The 21131-nt window shown below is 70.9% G+C and carries 19 protein-coding genes and 1 pseudogene; 8 read left to right on the top strand and 12 right to left on the bottom strand.

Annotated elements, in window-relative coordinates; all coding sequences use genetic code 11:
* Positions 1–39 precede the first annotated feature (39 nt).
* The 7 genes from ACZ7FF_RS23335 to ACZ7FF_RS23305 all read right to left on the bottom strand — a co-directional run bounded on the left by ACZ7FF_RS23335 (position 40) and on the right by ACZ7FF_RS23305 (position 7803).
* Entirely contained in the window at positions 40–498 is a 459-nt protein-coding gene (locus tag ACZ7FF_RS23335) for a hypothetical protein (protein WP_470814179.1), read from the bottom strand.
* A 132-nt stretch (positions 499–630) separates the two neighbouring features.
* Positions 631–2061: an NAD(P)/FAD-dependent oxidoreductase gene (locus tag ACZ7FF_RS23330; protein WP_470814178.1), complete on the bottom strand. Its 1431-nt coding sequence runs from the start codon at positions 2059–2061 to the stop codon at positions 631–633.
* 22 nt (positions 2062–2083) lie between these two features.
* Positions 2084–2884 (bottom strand): ABC transporter permease, encoded by an 801-nt coding sequence (locus ACZ7FF_RS23325; RefSeq protein WP_470814177.1) that lies wholly within the window; start codon positions 2882–2884, stop codon positions 2084–2086.
* Positions 2885–3814: an ABC transporter permease gene (locus tag ACZ7FF_RS23320; RefSeq protein WP_470814176.1), complete on the bottom strand. Its 930-nt coding sequence runs from the start codon at positions 3812–3814 to the stop codon at positions 2885–2887.
* Positions 3814–4962: an ABC transporter ATP-binding protein gene (locus ACZ7FF_RS23315; RefSeq protein WP_470814221.1), complete on the bottom strand. Its 1149-nt coding sequence runs from the start codon at positions 4960–4962 to the stop codon at positions 3814–3816. Before ACZ7FF_RS23315 ends, ACZ7FF_RS23320 begins: the two co-directional genes overlap by 1 nt.
* 8 nt (positions 4963–4970) lie before the next feature.
* Entirely contained in the window at positions 4971–6218 is a 1248-nt protein-coding gene (locus ACZ7FF_RS23310) for an ABC transporter substrate-binding protein (RefSeq protein ID WP_470814175.1), read from the bottom strand.
* Positions 6219–6267: 49 nt separating this feature from the next.
* Positions 6268–7803, bottom strand: a complete 1536-nt coding sequence (locus ACZ7FF_RS23305; protein WP_470814174.1) for a gamma-aminobutyraldehyde dehydrogenase — start codon at positions 7801–7803, stop codon at positions 6268–6270.
* Between the two features lie 210 nt (positions 7804–8013).
* Between ACZ7FF_RS23305 and ACZ7FF_RS23300 the strand changes: the two genes are divergently transcribed.
* Positions 8014–8571: an NADAR family protein gene (locus tag ACZ7FF_RS23300; protein ID WP_470814173.1), complete on the top strand. Its 558-nt coding sequence runs from the start codon at positions 8014–8016 to the stop codon at positions 8569–8571.
* A gap of 359 nt (positions 8572–8930) precedes the next feature.
* On the opposite strand, the gene ACZ7FF_RS23295 is transcribed toward ACZ7FF_RS23300, so the two are convergent.
* A complete protein-coding gene (locus ACZ7FF_RS23295; RefSeq protein ID WP_470814172.1) occupies positions 8931–9386 on the bottom strand; it encodes a DUF4190 domain-containing protein in 456 nt (151 codons plus the stop codon).
* Between the two features lie 107 nt (positions 9387–9493).
* Positions 9494–10291 carry a DUF4190 domain-containing protein gene (locus ACZ7FF_RS23290; RefSeq protein ID WP_470814171.1) on the bottom strand — a complete coding sequence of 266 codons (798 nt, stop codon included), beginning with the start codon at positions 10289–10291 and terminating at the stop codon, positions 9494–9496.
* A 376-nt stretch (positions 10292–10667) separates the two neighbouring features.
* Between ACZ7FF_RS23290 and ACZ7FF_RS23285 the strand changes: the two are divergent.
* Together ACZ7FF_RS23285 and ACZ7FF_RS23280 are read left to right on the top strand one after the other, a co-directional pair.
* Positions 10668–11790 (top strand): annotated as a pseudogene (locus ACZ7FF_RS23285) (adenosine deaminase).
* Positions 11791–11822: 32 nt separating this feature from the next.
* The gene (locus ACZ7FF_RS23280; protein ID WP_470814170.1) at positions 11823–12509 is read left to right on the top strand and encodes a glycerophosphodiester phosphodiesterase; all 687 of its coding nucleotides are present in this window, start codon (positions 11823–11825) and stop codon (positions 12507–12509) included.
* Positions 12510–12569: 60 nt separating this feature from the next.
* Here ACZ7FF_RS23280 and ACZ7FF_RS23275 read toward each other — a convergent pair whose 3' ends face one another.
* Positions 12570–13094, bottom strand: a complete 525-nt coding sequence (locus tag ACZ7FF_RS23275; RefSeq protein WP_470814169.1) for a hypothetical protein — start codon at positions 13092–13094, stop codon at positions 12570–12572.
* 195 nt (positions 13095–13289) lie between these two features.
* Here ACZ7FF_RS23275 and ACZ7FF_RS23270 point away from each other — a divergent pair, with 195 nt between their 5' ends.
* Entirely contained in the window at positions 13290–13802 is a 513-nt protein-coding gene (locus ACZ7FF_RS23270) for a hypothetical protein (protein WP_470814168.1), read from the top strand.
* A 95-nt stretch (positions 13803–13897) separates the two neighbouring features.
* Here ACZ7FF_RS23270 and ACZ7FF_RS23265 read toward each other — a convergent pair whose 3' ends face one another.
* Together ACZ7FF_RS23265 and ACZ7FF_RS23260 are read right to left on the bottom strand one after the other, a co-directional pair.
* A complete protein-coding gene (locus ACZ7FF_RS23265; protein ID WP_470814167.1) occupies positions 13898–15091 on the bottom strand; it encodes an ABC transporter substrate-binding protein in 1194 nt (397 codons plus the stop codon).
* A gap of 214 nt (positions 15092–15305) precedes the next feature.
* Complete coding sequence (locus ACZ7FF_RS23260; RefSeq protein ID WP_470814166.1) at positions 15306–16745, bottom strand: gamma-aminobutyraldehyde dehydrogenase; 1440 nt, start codon at positions 16743–16745, stop codon at positions 15306–15308.
* A 206-nt stretch (positions 16746–16951) separates the two neighbouring features.
* Here ACZ7FF_RS23260 and ACZ7FF_RS23255 point away from each other — a divergent pair, with 206 nt between their 5' ends.
* The 4 genes from ACZ7FF_RS23255 to ACZ7FF_RS23240 all read left to right on the top strand — a co-directional run bounded on the left by ACZ7FF_RS23255 (position 16952) and on the right by ACZ7FF_RS23240 (position 21080).
* Positions 16952–17470 (top strand): Lrp/AsnC family transcriptional regulator, encoded by a 519-nt coding sequence (locus ACZ7FF_RS23255; protein WP_470814165.1) that lies wholly within the window; start codon positions 16952–16954, stop codon positions 17468–17470.
* The gene (locus ACZ7FF_RS23250) at positions 17455–18837 is read left to right on the top strand and encodes an aspartate aminotransferase family protein (RefSeq protein WP_470814164.1); all 1383 of its coding nucleotides are present in this window, start codon (positions 17455–17457) and stop codon (positions 18835–18837) included. Before ACZ7FF_RS23255 ends, ACZ7FF_RS23250 begins: the two co-directional genes overlap by 16 nt.
* 189 nt (positions 18838–19026) lie before the next feature.
* Positions 19027–19767: an ABC transporter ATP-binding protein gene (locus tag ACZ7FF_RS23245; RefSeq protein WP_470814163.1), complete on the top strand. Its 741-nt coding sequence runs from the start codon at positions 19027–19029 to the stop codon at positions 19765–19767.
* Positions 19749–21080, top strand: a complete 1332-nt coding sequence (locus tag ACZ7FF_RS23240) for a hypothetical protein (RefSeq protein WP_470814162.1) — start codon at positions 19749–19751, stop codon at positions 21078–21080. The genes ACZ7FF_RS23245 and ACZ7FF_RS23240 overlap by 19 nt, the downstream gene beginning before the upstream one ends.
* Positions 21081–21131 lie beyond the last annotated feature (51 nt).

Raw genomic sequence — 21131 nt, 5'->3', positions numbered from 1 at the left:
TTTGGTCCAGACCAATCCTCGTGTCAAGGTGTCGGGTCGCTACCGGTCCTCTCCCCCGCCCGTCGCCAGCCGTGCCGCCGCCTCGTGCATCGCCAGCTCCAACAGGGCCGGATCGGTCAGCGTGCCCGAGCCGTCCGGCGGCACCAGCCAGCGCACCCCCCGGGTCGCCCGCCCCGGGTACGGCACGACGATCCAGGTGCCGGTCCCGGCGGTGCGGATGCCGGTGCCGAGCCAGCGGGCCGCGGTGCCGGGCGGCACGAAGAACCCGACCCGGTTGTCGCCGAAGTCGACGAGCACGGGCCCGGGTTGGTCGAGCACCCTGGTGAGCACGTCCAGGGTCGGATAGCCGAGGTCGCCCGGCAGGATCAGTACGTCCCAGGCCCTGCCCGCGGGCAGCAGCACGACCCCGAGCGGGCTGCGCTCCCATTCCCAGCGGCAGGCCTCGGGGTCAGGTGCGACGGATGCCAGCCATTCGGCCGCCGTCTTCGCCCCACTCATCAGAAAGCCTCCCTCGCTCTCGTCCGACGACTTCGCGTCAGGAGGAGAGAGGGAGGCCTTCCGGAAAGCATTACGCGGCTTTCGCGTCCTCTGTCGAGTGAACCGCGTCATACCGCGCCGCCCGGGTGCGCGCTAGCTGTCGAAGCCGAGCCCCAGCCGGTCCATGGTGCGCAGCCACAGGTTGCGCCGCCCGCCATGGGCGTCCGCGCGGGCCAGTGACCACTTGGTGAGGGCGATGCCGGTCCAGGCGAACGGCTCCGGGGGGAACGGCAGCGGCTTCTTGCGGACCATCTCCAGCTCGGTCCGCTCGGTGCGCTCCCCGTCCAGCAGGTCCAGCATCACGTCCGCGCCGAAGCGGGTCGCGCCCACGCCCAGGCCGGTGTAGCCCGCCGCGTACGCCACCTTCCCCTGGTGCGCGGTGCCGAAGAACGCCGAGAAGCGCGAGCAGGTGTCGATCGCGCCGCCCCACGCGTGGGTGAAGCGGACGCCCTCCAGCTGCGGGAAGCAGTGGAAGAAGTGCCCGGCGAGCTTGGCGTAGGTCTCCGGCCGGTCGTCGTACTCCGCCCGCACCCGGCCGCCGTAGTGGTGGATCGCGTCGTAACCGCCCCACAGGATGCGGTTGTCGGCGGACAGCCGGAAGTAGTGGAACTGGTTGGCGCTGTCCCCGAGCCCCTGCCGGTTCTTCCAGCCGATCTCCGCCAGCTGCCCGGGCGTGAGCGGCTCGGTCATCAGCGCGTAGTCGTAGACCGGGACGGTGTACGAGCGCACGCGCCGCAGCAGGCTCGGGAAGATGTTCGTACCGAGCGCGACCCGGCGGGCCCGGACCGCGCCGTACGGGGTGCGTACGGCCATTCCGGCGCCGTACTGCTTCAGCGTCAGCGCGGGCGTGTGCTCGTACACGCGCACCCCGAGCCGGAGACAGGCCTGCTTCAGGCCCCAGGCGAGCTTCGCCGGGTGCAGCATCGCCACGCCCCTGCGGTCCCACAGCCCCGCCTCGAAGGTGGGCGAGGCGACCTGCTCGCGCACCGCGCCGGCGTCCAGGAACTCGATGCCGTCCGCGAGGCCCTTCTCCTCCAGCTCCCCGTACCAGTCGCTCAGTTCCTCGGCCTGGTAGGCCTCGGTCGCGACATCGATCTCGCCGGTGCGTTCGAAGTCGCAGTCGATGCCGTGCCGGGCCACCGCGGCCTCGATCTCGTCGAGGTTGCGCCGGCCCAGCTCCTCCAGCCGCTGGATCTCGTCGGGCCAGCGGGTCAGGCCGTTGGGCAGCCCGTGGGTGAGGGAGGCGGCGCAGAAGCCGCCGTTGCGGCCCGAGGCGGCCCAGCCCACCTCGCGGCCTTCCAGCAGGACCACGTCCCGCTGCGGGTCGCGCTCTTTCGCGTTGAGCGCGGTCCACAGTCCGCTGTAGCCGCCGCCGACGACCAGCAGGTCGCAGGTGTCGGTGCCGGTGAGGGCGGGCTCGGGGTGGGGCTTGCCGGGGTCTTCCAGCCAGTACGGGACCGGCTGGGCTTCGGAGAGAGAGGCGATCCAGTTGTCTTTGCCACGGCTCATGGCGCTTGGGGCCATGATTTCAACTCCCTACGGGGGCTTATGCCTTTTGGTTGTTACGGCGATTGGTGATGAGCATCGAGACCAGGACGAACAGCACGGCGACCAGGAACATGGCCGTACCGATGACGTTGATCTGGACGGGTGTGCCGCGCTGCGCCGAACCCCAGACGAACATGGGGAAGGTGACCGTCGAGCCGGCGTTGAAGTTGGTGATGATGAAGTCGTCGAAGGAGAGCGCGAAGGACAGCAGCGCGCCCGCGGCGATGCCGGGTGCCGCGATCGGCAGGGTGACCCGGACGAAGGTCTGCACGGGACCGGCGTACAGGTCCCGTGCGGCCTCCTCCAGGCGCGGGTCCATCGACATGACACGCGCCTTGACCGCGGTGACGACGAAGCTGAGGCAGAACATGATGTGCGCGATCAGGATCGTCATGAAGCCGAGCTGGGCACCCATGTTGAGGAACAGGGTGAGCAGCGAGGCGGCCATGACGACCTCGGGCATCGCCATCGGCAGGAAGATCAGCGAGTTGACGGCGCCGCGGGCGCGGAAGCGGTAGCGGACCAGCGCGAAGGCGATCATCGTGCCGAGGACCGTGGCGCCGAGCGTCGCCCATATCGCGATCTGCAGGCTGATGGAGAGCGAGCCGCACATGTCGGCGACGCCGCACGGCTGCTTCCAGGCGTCCAGGGAGAACTGCTGCCACTCGTAGTTGAAGCGCCCCTTCGGCTTGTTGAAGGAGAACACCGTGACGATGACGTTCGGCAGCAGGAGGTAGGAGAGCGTCAGCAGTCCCGCGATGACGACGAGACGGCGCTTGAGCCAGTTGACGAAGGGCATTTAGACCAGGTCCTCCGTCCCGGACCGGCGGATGTAGATCGTGACCATGGCCAGGATCGCGGCCATGAGGATGAAGGAGAGGGCCGCCGCCGTCGGGTAGTCCAGGATCCGCAGGAACTGCGTCTGGATGACGTTTCCGATCATGCGGGTGTCGGTGGAGCCGAGGAGCTCGGAGTTGACGTAGTCACCGGCCGCCGGGATGAACGTCAGCAGCGTGCCGGAGACCACGCCCGGCATCGACAGCGGGAAGGTCACCTTGCGGAAGGTGGTCCACGGCTTGGCGTACAGGTCGCCGGCCGCCTCGTGCAGCCGTCCGTCGATCCGCTCCAGCGAGGTGTAGAGCGGCAGGATCATGAACGGCAGGAAGTTGTACGTCAGTCCGCACACCACCGCGAGCGGGGTGGCCAGCACCCGGTCGCCGGCCGTCCAGCCGAGCCAGTTGGTGAGGTCCAGGACGTGCAGCGAGTTCAGCACGTGCACGACCGGGCCGTTGTCGGCGAGGATCGTCTTCCAGGCCAGGGTGCGGATCAGGAAGCTGGTGAAGAACGGCGCGATCACCAGGATCATGATCAGGTTCCGCCAGCGGCCCGCGCGGAAGGCGATCAGGTACGCCAGCGGGTAGCCGAGCAGCAGGCACAGCACGGTCGCGCCGGCCGCGTAGAAGACCGAGCGCAGGAACTGCGGCCAGTACTCGGACAGCGCGTCCCAGTAGGTCGCGAAGTGCCAGGTGACCTTGTAGCCCTCCTCCAGCGAGCCCTGCTGCACGGAGGTGGAGGCCTGGTAGATCATCGGCAGCGCGAAGAAGACGACCAGCCACAGGAGGCCGGGCAGCAGCAGCCAGTACGGGGTGAACCGGCCGCGTTTGCGCGGGGGCTTGGTCTTCGGCTCCGCGGGGGCGAGAGGCGGCGGCGCCTCGGTGAGCGTCGTCATCAGGCGGCAACCTCTTCCTCGGTGCCCGCGTCGATGTCCTGCGCCGCGTCCAGGCCGAACGTGTGCGCCGGGCTCCAGTGCAGGACGACCTCGGCGCCGGGCACCAGGCGGGCGTCCCGCTCGACGTTCTGGACGTACACGGCGAGCTCGTCGCAGACCGGGCTGTCGATGACGTACTGCGTGGAGACGCCGATGAAGCTCGCGTCGGCAATCTTCCCGGTGAGGCGGTTGCGGCCCTCGGGGATCGAGCCCGCGTCGTCTGCGTGGGTGAGCGCGATCTTCTCCGGGCGGATGCCGACCAGCACCTTGCCCCCGGCCGTCGCCGGCGCGGAGCACCGCGCCTCGGGCAGCACCAGCTTGCCGCCGCCCGCCTTGAGCACGATGTCGTCGCCGTTCTTGGTGTCGACCTCGGCCTCGATGAGGTTGGAGGTGCCGAGGAAGTTCGCGACGAACGTCGTGCGCGGGTTCTCGTACAGGTCGGTCGGCGCGCCGAGCTGCTCGACGCGGCCCGCGTTCATCACGGCGACCGTGTCGGCCATGGTCATGGCCTCCTCCTGGTCGTGCGTGACGTGGATGAAGGTGATGCCGACCTCGGTCTGGATGCGCTTGAGCTCCAGCTGCATCTGGCGGCGCAGCTTCAGGTCGAGGGCGCCGAGGGGCTCGTCGAGCAGGAGCACCTTCGGGTGGTTGATCAGCGCGCGGGCCACGGCGACACGCTGCTGCTGGCCGCCGGAGAGCTGGCTCGGCTTCTTGCGCGCCTGCTCGCCGAGCTGCACGAGGTCCAGCATGTCCTCGACCTGCTTCTTCACGCTCTTGATGCCGCGCCGGCGCAGACCGAAGGCGACGTTCTCGAAGATGTCGAGGTGCGGGAAGAGGGCGTAGGACTGGAACACGGTGTTCACCGGCCGCTTGTACGGCGGCAGATGCGTGACGTCCTGGTCGCCGAGGTGCACGGTGCCGCTGGTCGGCTCCTCCAGGCCCGCGATCATGCGCAGGGTGGTGGTCTTGCCGCAGCCGGAGGCGCCGAGGAGGGCGAAGAACGAGCCCTGGGGCACGGTCAGGTCCAGCGGCTGTACGGCGGTGAAGCCGTTGTCGTAGGTCTTGCCGATACCGGAGAGGCGGACGTCGCCGCTGTTGTCTGTCGTCATCGTCGTCGTCACGCCCCTGTGAGCTTGGAGAACTTCTGCTGGTAGGCGGTCTCTTCCTTCTGCGTCAGCGCGCGGAAGGCATGGGACTTGGCCTGCATGGCCTTGTCGGGAACGATCAGCGGGTTGCTCGCCGCAGACTTGTCGATCTTGGCAAGGTAGGGCTGCACTCCCGCGACCGGACTCACGTAGTTGACGTACGCGGCGAGTTCGGCGGCCGGCTCCGGCTCGTAGAAGAAGTCGATGAGCCGCTCGGCGTTCGTCTTGTGACGCGCCCTGTTGGGGATCAGCATGTTGTCGGTCGAGGTCATGTAGCCGCTGTCGGGGATGATGTAGCCGACGTCCGGGTTGTCCGCCTGCAGCTGCACGATGTCGCCGCCCCAGGCGACACAGGCGGCGAAGTCGCCCTTGGTGAGGTCGGACGTGTAGTCGTTGCCGGTGAAGCGGCGTATCTGGCCGTTGTCGACGGCCTTCTGCAGCCGGGCGATCACCGCGTCGTAGTCGTCGTCGGTGAACTTCGCCGGGTCCTTGCCCATGTCGAGCATGGTCATGCCGATGCTGTCGCGCATCTCGGTCAGGAAGCCGACACGGCCCTTGAGCTTCGGGTTGTCCAGCAGGTCGGAGACCGACTTGACCTCGATGCCGTCGAGCGCCTTCTTGTTGAACGCGATGACGGTCGAGATGCCCTGCCAGGGGTACGAGTAGGCCCGGCCCGGGTCCCAGTCGGGGGCGCGGAACTGGTCCGACAGGTTGGCGAAGGCGTGCGGCAGGTTGGACGGGTCCAGTTTCTGGACGTACCCGAGACGGATCATCCTGGCGGCCAGCCAGTCGGTCAGGACGACGAGGTCACGGCCGGTGTCCTGGCCGGCGGCGAGCTCCGGCTGGATCTTGCCGAAGAACTCGTCGTTGTCGTTGATGTCCTCGGTGTACTTGACCTGGATGCCGCTCGCCTTCGCGAACGCGTCGAGCGTCGGGTGCCGCTTGGTCTTGTCGTCCACGTCGATGTACTCGGGCCAGTTGGAGAAGTTGACCACCTTCTCCTTGGCCGAGTGGTCGTCGGCGGACACACCGCCCTGCGTCTTGCTCGCCGCGGGGATGCCGCAGGCGCTCAGCGTCCCCAGTCCGCCGATCGCCAGCGCGCCGCCTGCGGAGGCGCGCAGGATCGAGCGGCGGGTCATGGCTGCCCGGCCGTCGCGGAGGCTGCGCCGCATGGCGGCCGCTTCGGCCGGGGTCAGGCGGTGGGGCTCGTACTGCTCCATGCGCGTGGTGCCCTTTCGGGAGGGGTGGGCCTGGTGGTGGCCGGGTGGTCTATCGGTCCCCGAAGATGGTGCGGTGCCAGTCCTTGCGGACCACCGCCGTGTTGTCGAACATTACGTGCTTGACCTGCGTGTACTCCTCGAATGAGTACGCCGACATGTCCTTGCCGAAGCCGGACGCCTTGTAACCGCCGTGCGGCATCTCGCTGATGATCGGGATGTGGTCGTTGATCCACACACAGCCCGCCTTGATCTCGCGAGTGGCGCGGTTCGCGCGGTAGACATTGCTGCTCCACGCGGAGGCGGCGAGGCCGTACGGAGTGTCGTTGGCCAGCCGGATCCCGTCATCATCACCGTCAAACGGCAGTACGACCAGTACCGGACCGAAGATCTCCGACTGGACGATCTCGCTGTCCTGGGAGGCGTCGGCGACGAGGGTCGGCCGGTAGTAGGCGCCCTTCGCCAGTTCGCCCTGCGGGGCCTCTCCGCCGGTCACCACGCGCGCGTAGCCGCGCGCACGCTCCACGAAGCCCGCGACCCGGTCGCGCTGGACGTGCGAGATCAGCGGCCCGAGGTCGGTGCCGGCGGCGAACGGGTCGCCGAGCCGCACGGTCTCCATCAGGGCGGCGGTCCGCTCCACGAAGGCCTCGTACAGCGGCCGTTGCACGTACGCGCGCGTCGCGGCGGTGCAGTCCTGGCCCGTGTTGATCAGCGAGCCCGCGACCGCGCCGTGCACGGCCGCGTCCAGGTCGGCGTCGTCGAAGACGACGAACGGCGCCTTGCCGCCCAGCTCCAGGTGCAGCCGCTTGACGGTGGCGGTGGCGATCTCGGCGACGCGCCTGCCGACGGCGGTGGACCCGGTGAAGGAGGTCATGGCCACGTCGGGGTGACCGACCAGGTGTTCACCGGCCTCCCGGCCGGTCCCGGTGACGATGTTGACCACGCCGTCCGGGATGCCCGCGTCGGTGGCGGCCTGGGCGAACAGCAGCGAGGTCAGCGGGGTCAGCTCGGCCGGCTTCAGCACGACGGTGTTGCCCGCGGCGATCGCCGGGAGGATCTTCCACGCGGCCATCTGGAGCGGGTAGTTCCAGGGCGCGATGGACCCGACGACACCGATCGGCTCGCGGCGGACGTACGAGGTGTGGTCGCCGGAGTACTCGCCGGCCGACTGCCCCTGCAGGTGCCGGGCGGCCCCCGCGAAGAAGGCGGTGTTGTCGATGGTCCCGGGGACGTCGAACTCGCGCGTGAGCTTCAGCGGCTTGCCGCACTGCAGGGACTCGGCGCGGGCGAAGTCCTCCGCGCGGTCGGCGAGCACGGCGGCGAACCGGTGCAGCGCGTCCGAGCGCTCGCCCGGGGTGGCCGAGGACCAGCCGGGGAAGGCCTCGCGCGCGGCGGCGACGGCGGCGTCCACGTCGTCGGCGTCGGCCAGGTCGTAGGTGTAGACGTCCTCGCCGCTCGCGGGGTCGACCACGGTGTGCGTCCGTCCCGACGTGCCCTTGGCCGGCCTGCCCGCGATGAACTGCGCGCCTTCCGCGAATCGTTCCTGCGCGGGGAATCGTTCCGGGGTGGCAATGCCCGGGTTGTGCATGTCGCTCTCCTCCGCCGTTCGTCCCGTCCCGATAAGGGGGGTGGCGTAGCTCCAGCTCGATTTGAGTGCCGATCCTGACAGAGCAAGTGGACTCCAACAAGTGATTCCGTTGTTGCCTTTTGGTTACGCGACGGAATCTGTCGACCAGGTGTCGAGTCACGGAGGAAAAGGACGGACGGAGTGTCAGTGGCACGTGCCACACTCGCGTGCATGGGAAAGATCGACGGGGTCGAGGCCCTGACCAGGGAGGTTCGGGCCGGGTCCCGGGTCAGGTACCTGCACTTCTGGGGACACCGGCCCCGGCAGGACGGCCGGGTCGGCGCGAGCTGCCTGAGTCAGTGGTGGCCGTCACCCTTCACGGTGGACGGTGTGGCGTACGCGACGGCCGAGCACTGGATGATGGCCGGCAAGGCCCGGCTGTTCGGGGACGCGGAGGCGGAGCGCCGGGTGCTGGCCGCGGGGCATCCCGCCGAGGCCAAGAAGGCGGGACGGCTGGTCCGGGACTTCGACGAGGCGATATGGGAGCGCGAGCGGTTCGGCGTCGTCGTCGAGGGCAGCGTGCACAAGTTCGCGGCGCACGACGATCTGCGGACCTTCCTGCTCGGCACGGGTGACCGGGTCCTCGTCGAGGCGAGCCCCGTGGACCGCGTCTGGGGCATCGGCCTCACCGCGGACGACGAGGCGGCCTCCGACCCCGAGCACTGGCGCGGCCCCAACCTGCTGGGCTTCGCGCTGATGGAGGCGCGGGAGCGGTTGGCGGGGTCGTGACAAAGAAGTAGGGACGGCCGGGAGAGGCTGCGGTCGGCGCGAGCGGGGGGTCCGCCGGTGCGGGGTGCGAGTGCGAGCCGCCGGCGGCGGGCGGCGGCCGGTGGCGATGCGGGGGCGGCCGACGGGGGCGCGGGTGCGGGCCGCCAGTGGGGGGGCAGGCGCCCGGTGGGGGGCGGGCGGCCGTTGCGGCGTGGGTGCGGGCAGCCGGTGCCGGTGCGGGCCGCCGGTGCGTGTGCGGACAGCCGGTGCGGATGCGAGTACGGGCGGCCGGGTGGGCTGCGAGTGCGGGCCGTGTCCAGGGGCCGAGTCGTCCCGAGGGGGTGGGGTCCGCCTCCCCCCTCGGGAGTCCTGGACGGGCGTCAGAACGTGCTGGAGCTGCTCATGATGCTCGCGAAGATCGCCAGGCCCAGCAGGGGCAGGATCACCGTCGCGACGATGCCGCAGACCAGGCCCGCGGTCGCCGCACCCTTGTTGGTCGCCTCACCCCGGTTGGCCTTGCCGCGACCGATGGCGCCGAAGATGATCCCGAGGATGCCCAGGATGACCCCGAGGAACCACAGGACGAAGGTCAGGCTGCAGACCACGCCGATGATGCCCAGCACCAGACCCGTGGTGCCCATGCCGTTGCTCGGCTGCACCGGCGCACCGTAGCCGGGGGCCTGCGGGTGCCCCAGGGGCGGGGCGGCCGGGTAGGACGGCCCCGGCTGGGGCTGGCCGTAACCCGGGGCGGGCTGCTGCGGGTAGCCGTACCCCGGACCCTGCTGGGGCGCGGACGGTTGCGGCGGGCCGAAGCCTCCGGGTGCGGTGTCGGACATCGAGTGGTCTCCCCTCCATTGACGATCAAGGCATCGTAAGGCCACGGGAGGAGTGGAGGACCGGGTCGGTGCAGGCCGGAGCACCGGGGCCCGCGGGCCGGCCGGGGTCAGCGCCCGGTCGCCACCGTCGCCGAGAGGGTGTGGACCGAGCCGTAGTACGGGTCGGAGTGGGACTTCTCGTTGTTGATGGCGGCGGTGATGCCGACCGCGATCAGCACGAGCACGACGATGCCCACGGCGATGCCGATGACGCCCATGATCAGACCCGCCTGGGCCTGGCCGTGGTTGGTGGCCTCGCCGCGCTCGGCCCGCCGGCGGCCCTTGACGCCGAAGACCACGGCGAGGATGCCCAGCACCACGGAGACCACGCCGTACAGGCAGAACAGGCAGATGGAGAGGATGCCGAGCACCAGCGCCGCGATGCCCATGCCGTTCTGCGGGGCCATCGGCATACCGGGCCAGCCGTAGCCCGCCGGGTAACCGGGGTAGCCGTAGCCGCCGGGCGGGGGCGCGGTGGGTATGCCGGGGCCGGAGGGCGCGATCGGCGGGGGCGGCACCTGTTCGGCGCCGGGCGCGCCGTAACCGGGAGCCGCCGCGCCGGGCGCTCCGAAGCCGGGGGTCCCCGCGGCGGGCGCGCCGAAGCCCGGGGTGCCCGCGCCGGGCGGGGCGAATCCGGGTGCGGGCGGGGGGAAGCCGTCCGAGGGCATGGAGATCATGGTGGCCTGGTCGTGCACGGACGGCGGCTGTCCCGGAGTCCCTGCCGCGTCCGGTGCGGACGGCGGGTTCTTCTCCAGCGACGTCCGCCGCTCGGGCGGCGCCCACGGGTCGTGGCCGTCCCCTGCCGCTCCGCTCGCCTGCGTTCCGTCCGTCACGTGCACATCCCCCTCGGTCGATCGTGCCGCCATGCTAAGGCCTCCCCCGCACCCCACCGCCGGACGGCCCCACCGTCCCCCCGGCCAGGGCCGGATCGCCCGCCACACCACCACCACGAAGCCCGACATTCCGGGCCCCGGCCCAACCGATCCGCCACCACGAGGCTCCACGTGTCGGCAGGCGGACGCCCGGCCCGCCACCACGAGCCTTCGCCCCGGGCCCCCATCCCCACCGACGCCACGGGCCTTCGCCTCCAGGCCCCCCTCACCGCCACCACGACGACACCTCTTCCCCCCGCTCGGCAGGCCCCCAGCGCTCGCCCCGCCCGGCAGGCCCCCGGTGCTCGTCCCCGCCCGGCGGGGCCCCGGTTCCGGCCCCGCCTAGGATGTCGGTAACACCGATCAGCCGATCACCCGCGCCGCGCCCCGAGGGGCATGTCGGCGCCTTTTCCGGGGAGGACCCCTTGACCGACAGCTCCGTACCCGCCGCCGGCACGGCCGACCGCGACCTGCGGACCTTCATCGCCGGGCTGCCCAAGGCCGAACTGCACGTCCACCACGTCGGCTCCGCCTCCCCCCGCATCGTCTCGGAGCTGGCCGCCCGCCACCCCGACTCCAAGGTCCCCACCGACCCCGAGGCCCTGGTCGACTTCTTCACCTTCACGGACTTCGCCCACTTCATCGACGTGTACCTGTCGGTCGTCGACCTCATCCGCACCCCCGAGGACGTCCGGCTGCTCACCTACGAGGTGGCCCGCGACCTGGCCCGCCAGCAGGTGCGGTACGCCGAGCTGACCATCACCCCCTTCTCCTCCACCCGGCGCGGCATCGACGAACTGGCCTTCATGGCCGCGATCGAGGACGCCCGCAAGGCCGCCGAGGCCGAGTTCGGCACCGTGCTGCGCTGGTGCTTCGACATCCCCGGGGAGGCCGGTCTCGAGTCCGCGGAGGAGACCGCCCGCCTCGCCACCGACGACCGGATCCGCCCGGAGGGCCTGGTGTCGTTCGGGCTCGGCGGCCCCGAGATCGGCGTCCCCCGCCCGCAGTTCAAGCCGTACTTCGACCGTGCCATCGCGGCCGGTCTGCACTCCGTGCCGCACGCCGGCGAGACCACCGGCCCGCAGACGGTGTGGGACGCACTGCACGATCTGCGCGCCGAGCGCATCGGGCACGGCACCACGTCCGCGCAGGACCCGAAGCTGCTCGCGCACCTCGCCGAGCGGCGCATCCCGCTGGAGGTCTGCCCGACCTCCAACATCGCCACGCGCGCGGTGCGCACCCTGGACGAGCACCCGATCAGGGAGTTCGCCGAGGCCGGAGTGCTGATCACGATCAACTCCGACGACCCGCCGATGTTCGGCACCGACCTCAACAACGAGTACGCGGTGGCCGCCCGGCTCCTCGACCTCGACGAGCAGGGCCTCGCCGGCCTCGCGAGGAACGCCGTCGAGGCGTCCTTCCTCGACCCGGCGGGCAAGGCGCGCATCGCGGCGGAGATCGAGAGTTACACCTCCGCCTGGCTCGCCTCCTGAAGCACGCGGGCGGGCAGACCACAATGGGGGCCATGCAGACCGTGACCGCCGTGGCCCACCGCGGCGACCCCTACCGCTTCCGCGAGAACACGCTCGACTCGCTGCGTTCCGCGCTCGACCTGGGCGCGGACGCGGTCGAGATCGACGTACGGCTCACCCGTGACGGCGTTCCCGTGCTGCTGCACGACGAGACGCTGGAGCGGCTCTGGGAACTGGACCGGCCGCTGCGCGCGCTGTCCGCCGAGGAGGTCCGCGGGCTCACCGGGGGCCGGGTGCCGACGCTGGCGGAGGTGCTGGCCTCGACCGGCGACAGCCGGGTGATGGTGGACATGTGCGGGCGGGTGGACCGGCGGACGGCGGACCGGGTCGTGGACGTCGTCCGGCAGAGCGGGGCCGGGGACCGCGTGTACTACTGCGCGCACGCCGAGGCCATGCTCGCCGTCCGCGCCGCCGACCCGGCCGCCGAGATCGCGCTGACCTGGACGACGCTCGCCCCGCCCCGGCCCGCGCTGCTCGACGTGGTCCGGCCCCGCTGGCTCAACTACCGCTTCTCCCTGGTCGACCGGGAGCTCGCGGCCCGGGTCCACCACGACGGCTACCTCCTGTCCGTCTGGACCCCGGACACCCGTCGCGCCATGCGCCGCCTGCTGGACGTGGGCGTCGACTCGATCACCACGAACCGCGTCGACGCGCTGCACGCCCTGCGCAACGGCGCCTAACGTCCGGCCGATTGGAGCGGGGCGCGACGGCCCACGCGTCCGCCCCCTCCCCCGCCGGCCTCAAGCCGCGGCCACCGCAACGGCGTTGGGCGCGCCGAGCGCCTCCAGCCGCTTGATCTTCCGGCGTACGACGTGGAGCGGGACGACGCCGAAGACCCCGAAGGACATGTCGATCAGGGTCCACCAGAAGGGGATCCCCCGGATCGGCCCGCAGACCAGGGCGAGCGGGATGATGCCGGCGCAGGCGATCATCCCGAACTCGACGACCCAGATGTTGCGCACCGGGTCGCGGTACGGACCGTAGAAGGCGACCGCGATGACGAGATGGGCGAACGCCAGCCAGTCCGTGCCGTAGAGGACGAACGGGTACTTGGCGTCGACCGCGTCGAGGCCGTCCCGCACCCGCACGATCCACGCCATCAGCCCCGGCAGCCGGTCCGGCACGGACAGCGCCCACAACACGCTCTCGGTCCAGTGCAGTTCGTGCACCAGCGGGAACGCCGTGGCCCCACTGAGCGCGAGGCACACCACGAAGAAGGCCAACCAGACACGAATGCCCCTCAACAGGGCGGCTCTGTCGCTCATGACAGAAGCGTACGCCCAGAGTTGAACACGTTCAAAAGCCCGGCTCCGTGACCCCGGGAATCCCCCCGACCCGCCCCTCCATGCCGCACGTGCCCGGAGCACGAAGAACCCGCACCTCCGCATAGAACGGCAGGGGTACGACATGACCAGGATGACTGTCCGACACAGACCGACACTCCCGACCGAGACTCAACGATGCGACCTGCCCTGACGCCAACAGCCTCAGCGGTCGCCGGCACGAGATCAGAGCAGAAAAGGGCTACGCACCCCGTGATCACCTTTCAGTTCACCGTATGGCCGGACCAAGGCGACCCCCACGGGTTCGACATGGGTGACATGGCCGTCATCGGGGATCTCGGCACGGCGGACTCGGCCGGCCAGGTGCCGGATCAGGGCATGATGATCTACCTCTCGGTCGTCCTCTTGCTCGACACCCTGCGCCGCTTTCTCCAGGGTGACGCCCGCGTGCTCGGGTACATCGGGGTCGACACCTCGTTCAAGCTCGTGGTGCGACGGAACAAGGACGGTCTGTCGGTCGCCGGCGAGAACGGCGTCGTCGCCCGGACAACCGCTCCGGAGCTGGCCTCCGCCGTGCTGCACGCGGCGGAGGCCCTTGGCCGCGGCCTTCCTCCGGAGGACACCGTCAGATCCGACTGGGAAAGCGCCATCACTGACTTCCGTAGCCTCGTGCCGGACGTCGACGGCTGACGGTGGACGCCCGGAGGCGGGCCTCGCGCCGAGCAGGCCCACGTCCGGCAGGGCGCGCGCCCGGTCCGATCAGCGTGTGCCGGTCGGGATCCCCGTCACAGCCCCACGATGCTGTTCCACCGCTTGGAGAACTCCACCCGTTCCGTGGACGTGATGTCGCGGGCGATGGCGAGGCGGGAGCGCATCTCGGTGTCGGGGAAGATGAGGGGGTTGTCGGCGAGGGCCGCGGTGTCCTTGTCCTTGGCGGCGGCGAGGACCTCGCGGGCCGCCGGTACCGGGCATACGTAGTTGACCCAGGCGGCCAGCTTCGCGGCGACCTCGGGGGCGTAGTAGTAGTCGACGAGCCGCTCGGCGTTGGCCTTGTGGCGGGCCCGGTTGGGGATCATCAGGGAGTCCGACCACAGCTCGGCGCCCTCCTCGGGCACGACGAAGCGTATGTCGGGGTTGTCCGCCTGGAGTTGGATGACGTCGCCGGAGTAGGCCTGGCAGGCGAGGACGTCCCCGCTGACCAGGTCCTTGGTGTAGTCGTTGCCGGTGAAGCGGCGTATCTGCCCCCGCTGCACCTGCCGCTGCACCAGGTCGCACACGCGGTGGAAGTCGTCCGCGGTCCACCGGGTGATGTCCACGCCGTCGCCCTGCATCAGCAGCGCGAAGGCCTCGTCGAGGCCGGACAGGAGCGTCACGCGGCCCTTCAGGTCGCTCGCCCAGAGGTCCTTCACGTGCCGGATCTCGCGGCCGAGCCGGCGGCGGTTGTAGGCGATGCCGGTGATGCCCGACTGCCAAGGCACCGTGGACATGCGGCCCTTGTCGAAGGCGGGCGAACGCAACAGCGGATCGAGGTACTTCGCCACGTTCGGCTGGCGGGCCCGGTCCATCCGCTGCACCCAGCCGAGCCGGACGAACCGGGCGCACATCCAGTCGCTGATGACGATCAGGTCGCGGCCGGTGGACTGGTGGTTCATCAGCGCGGGGCTGATCTTGCCGAAGAACTCGTCGTTGTCGTTGATCTCCTCGACGTAGTTCACGGAGATCCCGGTGCGCTTCTCGAACGCCTCCAGCGTGGGCCGCCGGTTCGGGTTGTGGTCGTCGGTGTCGATGTAGAGCGGCCAGTTCGCCCAGGTCAGCTTTCGGTCGCCGGCGGAGTCGTCGGCGACGGCCCGGTCGCCGGGGGCGACGTAGGCGGCTGGCACCCCGCAGCCGGCCAGGGCACCGAGCGCGGCGGTGCCGCCGAGGGCGCGCAGGAGGGAGCGGCGGGACAGCGCGGACGTACGCGATGAGGTCTGGGGCACCCCGGAAGGATGCCGCCCCGCCCGGGGCAGGGACAATCGACGCTGCGTCGAGCGGGGACCCGCCTCCCCGACACCTTGTCGATCAGCGCGGTTCACGCCCCCGTTCGAAGCGCCGGAGCGCATATCGAAACGCCGGACGTACGAAAGCGGCCCCGGACGGGGAGGTGTCCCGTCCGGGGCCGCTTCGTGACCGGTGCTCAGCCGGGCGCGGCCGTCACGCGTCGAGCGACGTCATCACGTGCTTGATGCGGGTGTAGTCCTCGAAGCCGTACGCCGACAGGTCTTTGCCGTAGCCGGACTTCTTGAAGCCGCCGTGGGGCATCTCGGCGACCAGCGGGATGTGGGTGTTGATCCACACGCAGCCGAAGTCGAGCCTCTTGGACATGCGCATCGCGCGGGAGTGGTCCTTGGTCCACACCGAGGAGGCGAGGGCGTACTCGACGCCGTTGGCCCACTCGACGGCCTGGTCCTCGTCCGAGAAGGACTGGACGGTGATGACCGGGCCGAAGACCTCGTTCTGGATGATCTCGTCGTCCTGCTTGAGGCCGGAGACGACGGTCGGGGCGTAGAAGTAGCCCTTGTCGCCGACCTGGTGGCCGCCCGCCTCGACCTTCGCGTGCGCCGGGAGGCGCTCGATGAAGCCGGTGACCTGCTTGAGCTGGTTCGGGTTGTTCAGCGGGCCGAAGAGCACGTCCTCGTCGTCCGGCTGGCCGGTCTTCGTCTCGGACGCGGCCTTGGCCAGCGCGGCCACGAACTCGTCGTGGATGCCCTCGTGGACGAGGACGCGGGTGGCGGCCGTGCAGTCCTGGCCGGCGTTGAAGAAGCCCGCCACCGAGATGTCCTCGACGGCCTTGGCGATGTCGGTGTCCTCGAAGACGACGACCGGGGCCTTGCCGCCCAGCTCCAGGTGGACCCGCTTGACGTCCTTGGAGGCGGACTCGGCGACCGAGATGCCGGCGCGGACGGAACCGGTGATGGAGGCCATCGCCGGGGTCGGGTGCTCGACCATCGCGCGGCCGGTGTCGCGGTCGCCGCAGATGACGTTGAAGACGCCCTTGGGGAGGATCGAGCCGATGATGTCGGCAATCAGGACGGTGGAGGCCGGGGTGGTGTCGGACGGCTTCAGCACCACCGTGTTGCCCGCGGCGATCGCCGGGGCGAACTTCCACACGGCCATCATCATCGGGTAGTTCCACGGCGCGACCTGGGCGCAGACGCCGACCGGCTCGCGGCGGACGATCGAGGTCATCCCCTCCATGTACTCGCCGGCCGAGCGGCCTTCGAGCAGCCGGGCCGCACCCGCGAAGAAGCGGATCTGGTCGACCATCGGCGGGATCTCCTCGGAGCGGGTCAGCCCGGTCGGCTTGCCCGTGTTCTCCACCTCGGCCGCGATCAGCTCCTCGGCGCGCTCCTCGAACGCGTCGGCGATCTTCAGGAGTGCCTTCTGGCGCTCGGCCGGGGTCGTGTCGCGCCAGGCCGGGAAGGCGCGGGCCGCGGCCTCCATGGCGGCGTCCACGTCCGGCTGCCCGGAGAGTGGCGCGGTCGCGTACGCCTCGCCCGTCGCGGGGTTGACCACCTCGGTGGTCCGTCCGTCGGCGGCGTCCCGGAACTCACCGTCGATGTAGTTGCGCAGACGACGCAGCTCGGTGCTCACTGCCGGCCTCCTGATCTGGTTCGAGGGTTCAAGCTGTCCAGCCGGTCCAGCCGGATCCGGCTGTCCACACGCTGAGACACCCCACCCTAATCGGCACACCCACGTTTTCAACACCCCCGTCCCAGCCAGTTCTGCGAAATCCGCAAGGTTCGATCCCTCAAACAACGAATTTCATCGATCCGGCCTTGCGAAACTATCGAGACGTCGTGCACAGTGAGCTCGTGGCCAGTCGAAGCGCAGACCAGAGGGACTCGTCCCGCGAGTCCAGGAACGGCACCCCCCAGCTGGATGCCGTCTCCCTCGCCATCATCCAGCAGCTCCAGGAGGACGGCCGCAGGCCGTACGCCGCGATCGGCAAGGCCGTCGGCCTGTCCGAGGCGGCCGTGCGCCAGCGCGTCCAGAAGCTGCTGGACCAGGGCGTGATGCAGATCGTCGCCGTCACGGACCCGCTCACCGTGGGCTTCCGCAGGCAGGCGATGGTCGGCGTGAACGTCGAGGGCGATGTCGAGTCGATCGCGGACGCGCTGACCGCCATGTCGGAAGTCGAGTACGTGGTGATGGCCGCGGGCTCGTTCGACATCCTCGCCGAGATCGTCTGCGAGGACGACGACCACCTGCTGGACGTCATCAACAAACGCATCCGGGCGCTGCCGGGTGTGCGCTCCACCGAGAGCTTCGTCTACCTCAAGCTCAAGAAGCAGACCTACATGTGGGGAACCCGATAACCGTGACCCAGAAGGACCTCAGCCGCACCGCGTACGACCACCTGTGGATGCACTTCACCCGCATGTCCTCGTACGAGAACTCCCCCGTCCCGACGATCGTCCGGGGCGAGGGCACCTACATCTACGACGACAAGGGCAAGCGCTACCTCGACGGTCTCGCCGGTCTGTTCGTGGTCCAGGCCGGTCACGGCCGCACGGAACTCGCCGAGACCGCCTTCAAGCAGGCCCAGGAGCTCGCGTTCTTCCCGGTGTGGTCCTACGCCCACCCCAAGGCCGTGGAGCTGGCCGAGCGCCTGGCCGACCACGCCCCGGGCGACCTGAACAAGGTCTTCTTCACCACCGGCGGCGGCGAGGCCGTCGAGACCGCCTGGAAGCTCGCCAAGCAGTACTTCAAGCTGGTCGGCAAGCCCACCAAGCACAAGGTCATCTCGCGTGCGGTCGCCTACCACGGCACCCCGCAGGGCGCCCTGTCCATCACGGGTCTGCCCAGCCTGAAGGCGCCGTTCGAGCCGCTCGTCCCGGGCGCGCACAAGGTGCCGAACACCAACATCTACCGCGCGCCGATCTTCGGTGACGACCCGGAGGCCTTCGGCCGCTGGGCCGCCGACCAGATCGAGCAGCAGATCCTGTTCGAGGGCCCGGACACCGTCGCCGCGGTCTTCCTGGAGCCGGTGCAGAACGCCGGCGGCTGCTTCCCGCCGCCGCCCGGCTACTTCCAGCGCGTGCGCGAGATCTGCGACCAGTACGACGTACTGCTCGTCTCGGACGAGGTCATCTGCGCCTTCGGCCGCCTCGGCACGATGTTCGCCTGCGACAAGTTCGGCTACGTCCCGGACATGATCACCTGCGCCAAGGGCATGACCTCGGGCTACTCCCCGATCGGCGCCTGCATCATCTCCGACCGGCTCGCCGAGCCCTTCTACAAGGGCGACAACACCTTCCTGCACGGCTACACCTTCGGCGGCCACCCGGTCTCCGCGGCGGTGGGACTCGCCAACCTCGACCTGTTCGAGCGCGAGGGCCTCAACCAGCACGTCCTGGACAACGAGGGCGCCTTCCTGCAGACCCTGCAGAAGCTGCACGACCTGCCGATCGTCGGCGACGTCCGCGGCAACGGCTTCTTCTACGGCATCGAGCTGGTGAAGGACAAGCACACCAAGGAGTCCTTCAACGACGAGGAGACCGAGCGCGTCCTGTACGGCTTCCTCTCCAAGGCCCTGTTCGACAACGGCCTGTACTGCCGTGCCGACGACCGCGGCGACCCGGTCGTCCAGCTCGCCCCGCCGCTGATCTCCAACCAGGAGACCTTCGACGAGATCGAGCAGATCCTGCGCGCCACCCTCTCGGAGGCGTGGACGAAGCTCTGATCATCCGACCGGATGACCGACCCGGCCCCGGTGCCGTCCGTTCGAGTGAGAACGGCGGCCCGGGGCCGTGTGCTGTCCGGCCTCCCGGCGGCGGCTGCCTAGCGTTCCAGTGACCGATCGGCCCAGCCTTCGTTCCCCCGTACGGGGGATCGGACACGGGAAAACGGATCAGAACCGAGGTGTACGCCCATGGAGGCCCCGCCGGACAACGACGTGCTCTGGGCACGCTCCCTGCACTTCACGCACCCCGACGGGTCGCCCGGGCTCACCGGGATCTCACTCGGTGTGCGGGAGGGCGAGATCCTCGCCGTCAGCGGTCCCCGAGGCAGCGGCAAGACCACCCTGCTGCGCTGCCTGTCCGGCCTGGCGCAGGTCAGGGACGGCGAGGTGTGGTTCAACAGCGCGCCCATGCACACCCTCGGTCCCATGCGCCGCGAGCGGCTGCGCCGGGACCGCTTCGGCTGGATCGACCCCGAGCCGGTCCTGGTCCCCGAGCTGAACGTCTGGGAGAACGCGGCGCTCCCGCTGATGCTGCGCGGCACCGGCCGCCGCCGGGCCAAGACCACCGCGCTGGAGTGGCTGGAGCGGCTGGACGTCGGCGAGCTGTCGCGCAGGCGCCCGCACCAGCTGCAGCAGGCCGAACGCCAGCGCGTCTCGATCGCGCGGGCCCTGGCCGCGGCCCCCACCGTCCTGTTCGCGGACGAGCCGACGGCCCCGCTGCACCGCGCCGACCGCGCGCACGTGCTGCGGACCCTCACCACGGCCGCCCGCTCGCACGGCATCACCGTCGTCCTCGCCACCCACGACGCCGAGACCGCCGCCCTCGCCGACCGCACGGTGAACCTGCTGGACGGGCGGCGCGTGCGGACCGTGCACCTGCCGGAAGTCTCCGAGACGGAAGGCCGGGCCGCGTGCTCGCTCTCCGTCTGACCCGCGCGGCCCGGCCCGCCGTCCAGCTGCGCCGCCTGCTGGTCACCGCGGCCTCGGCGGCCACCGGCTTCCTCCTGCTCTCCTGCCTCGGCTACGCCCTGAACCACCCCGAGGCCGCGGACGCCGCCGCGCTGCGGCTGGGCTGGTGCGTGGTGCCGGTCGCCGCCACGGTCTACTTCGCGCTCGCGGTCGCCCGCACCGACCCCGGGACCCGCCCGCGCACCGGTCTGTCCGCGCTCGGCCTCGGCCCCGGCCGCATGATGGCGATCTCGGCGCTGACCACGGCGCTGTCCACCACCCTGGGCTCGCTGCTGGCCCTGCTGCTCTTCCTCCACCTGCGCGGCGACCTGACGGGCGTGCCCTTCGACGGCGCGGCGTCGCGCTTCCTGGCCGCGGGCAAGCCGCTCCCCCTGCCGGCGGCCCTGACCCTGCTGATCCTCCTCCCGGCGCTCGCCTCGGGCGCGGTGGCCCTCGCCCTGCGCCCGAGAGACCCCCGCCCGGCGCGCCCCACCCGCAGGTACGGCCGCTTCGGGGCGTACGGCGACCCGGCCGCCCGGGAGACCTTCGGGGCGTACGGCAGGTTCGGGGCGCGGTTCGGCCGGCAGCCCACCGCCGGCCGCCGGTCCGCGGACGACGGCAGCCCGCCGGCCCCGGTCGACCCGGCCGAGGCCGACGCCCCCGCCCAGGAGCGGGCCGAGCCCGTCCCCGTCCCCCGCGAGGCCCCCACCGGCCTCCCCTGGGGCATCGCCCTCCTCGCCGCGGGCCTGGCGGCGCAGGCCTACGCCGGCGACGACGCGCGCCCGCCGGCCCTCACCGCCCTCCCCGGGCAGGCGCTCACCGTGCTCCTCGGCTGGCTCCTGACCGCCGTCGGCCTCGTCGTGGCCGCCCCGGGCCTCACCCACCTCTGCGGCCTCCTGCTGCAGGCCGTCCGGCCCGGCGCCCTCCGGCTGCTCGCGGGCCGGGGGCTCATGGCCGAGGCCGGCCGGATCGGCCGCCCCCTCGGCGTGGTGTGCGCCGTCGCATCCGCCGGCTACGCCATGACCGCGCTGTACGACGACCCCGCGCCCTCCTTCGGCCCGCTGCGCACCCTCGGCGCGTTCGTCGTCGTCGGCTGCACGGTCGCGACCCTGCTGACCGCGGCCGTCGAGACCCGCCAGTGCCGCGCCGAGACCACCGCGGCCCTGCTCCGTCTCGGCGCGCCGGCCGCGATGCTGCGCGGTGCCGCGGCCCTCCGCGCGGCCGCCCTGCTGGCCCTGTTCGGGCCGCTCACGCTCGGGATCGCCGTACTGGCGGCACTTCCGCTCGTGCGCTGAGAGACCGGGGAGAAGGAAGTCCCGGGCCACCGATGAGTTTCGCCGCGGCCC

Source organism: Streptomyces sp. NPDC037126 (assembly GCF_055605965.1).
Note: the sequence above shows the minus strand (reverse complement) of the source record. Positions and strands in the feature narration are given on the sequence as shown.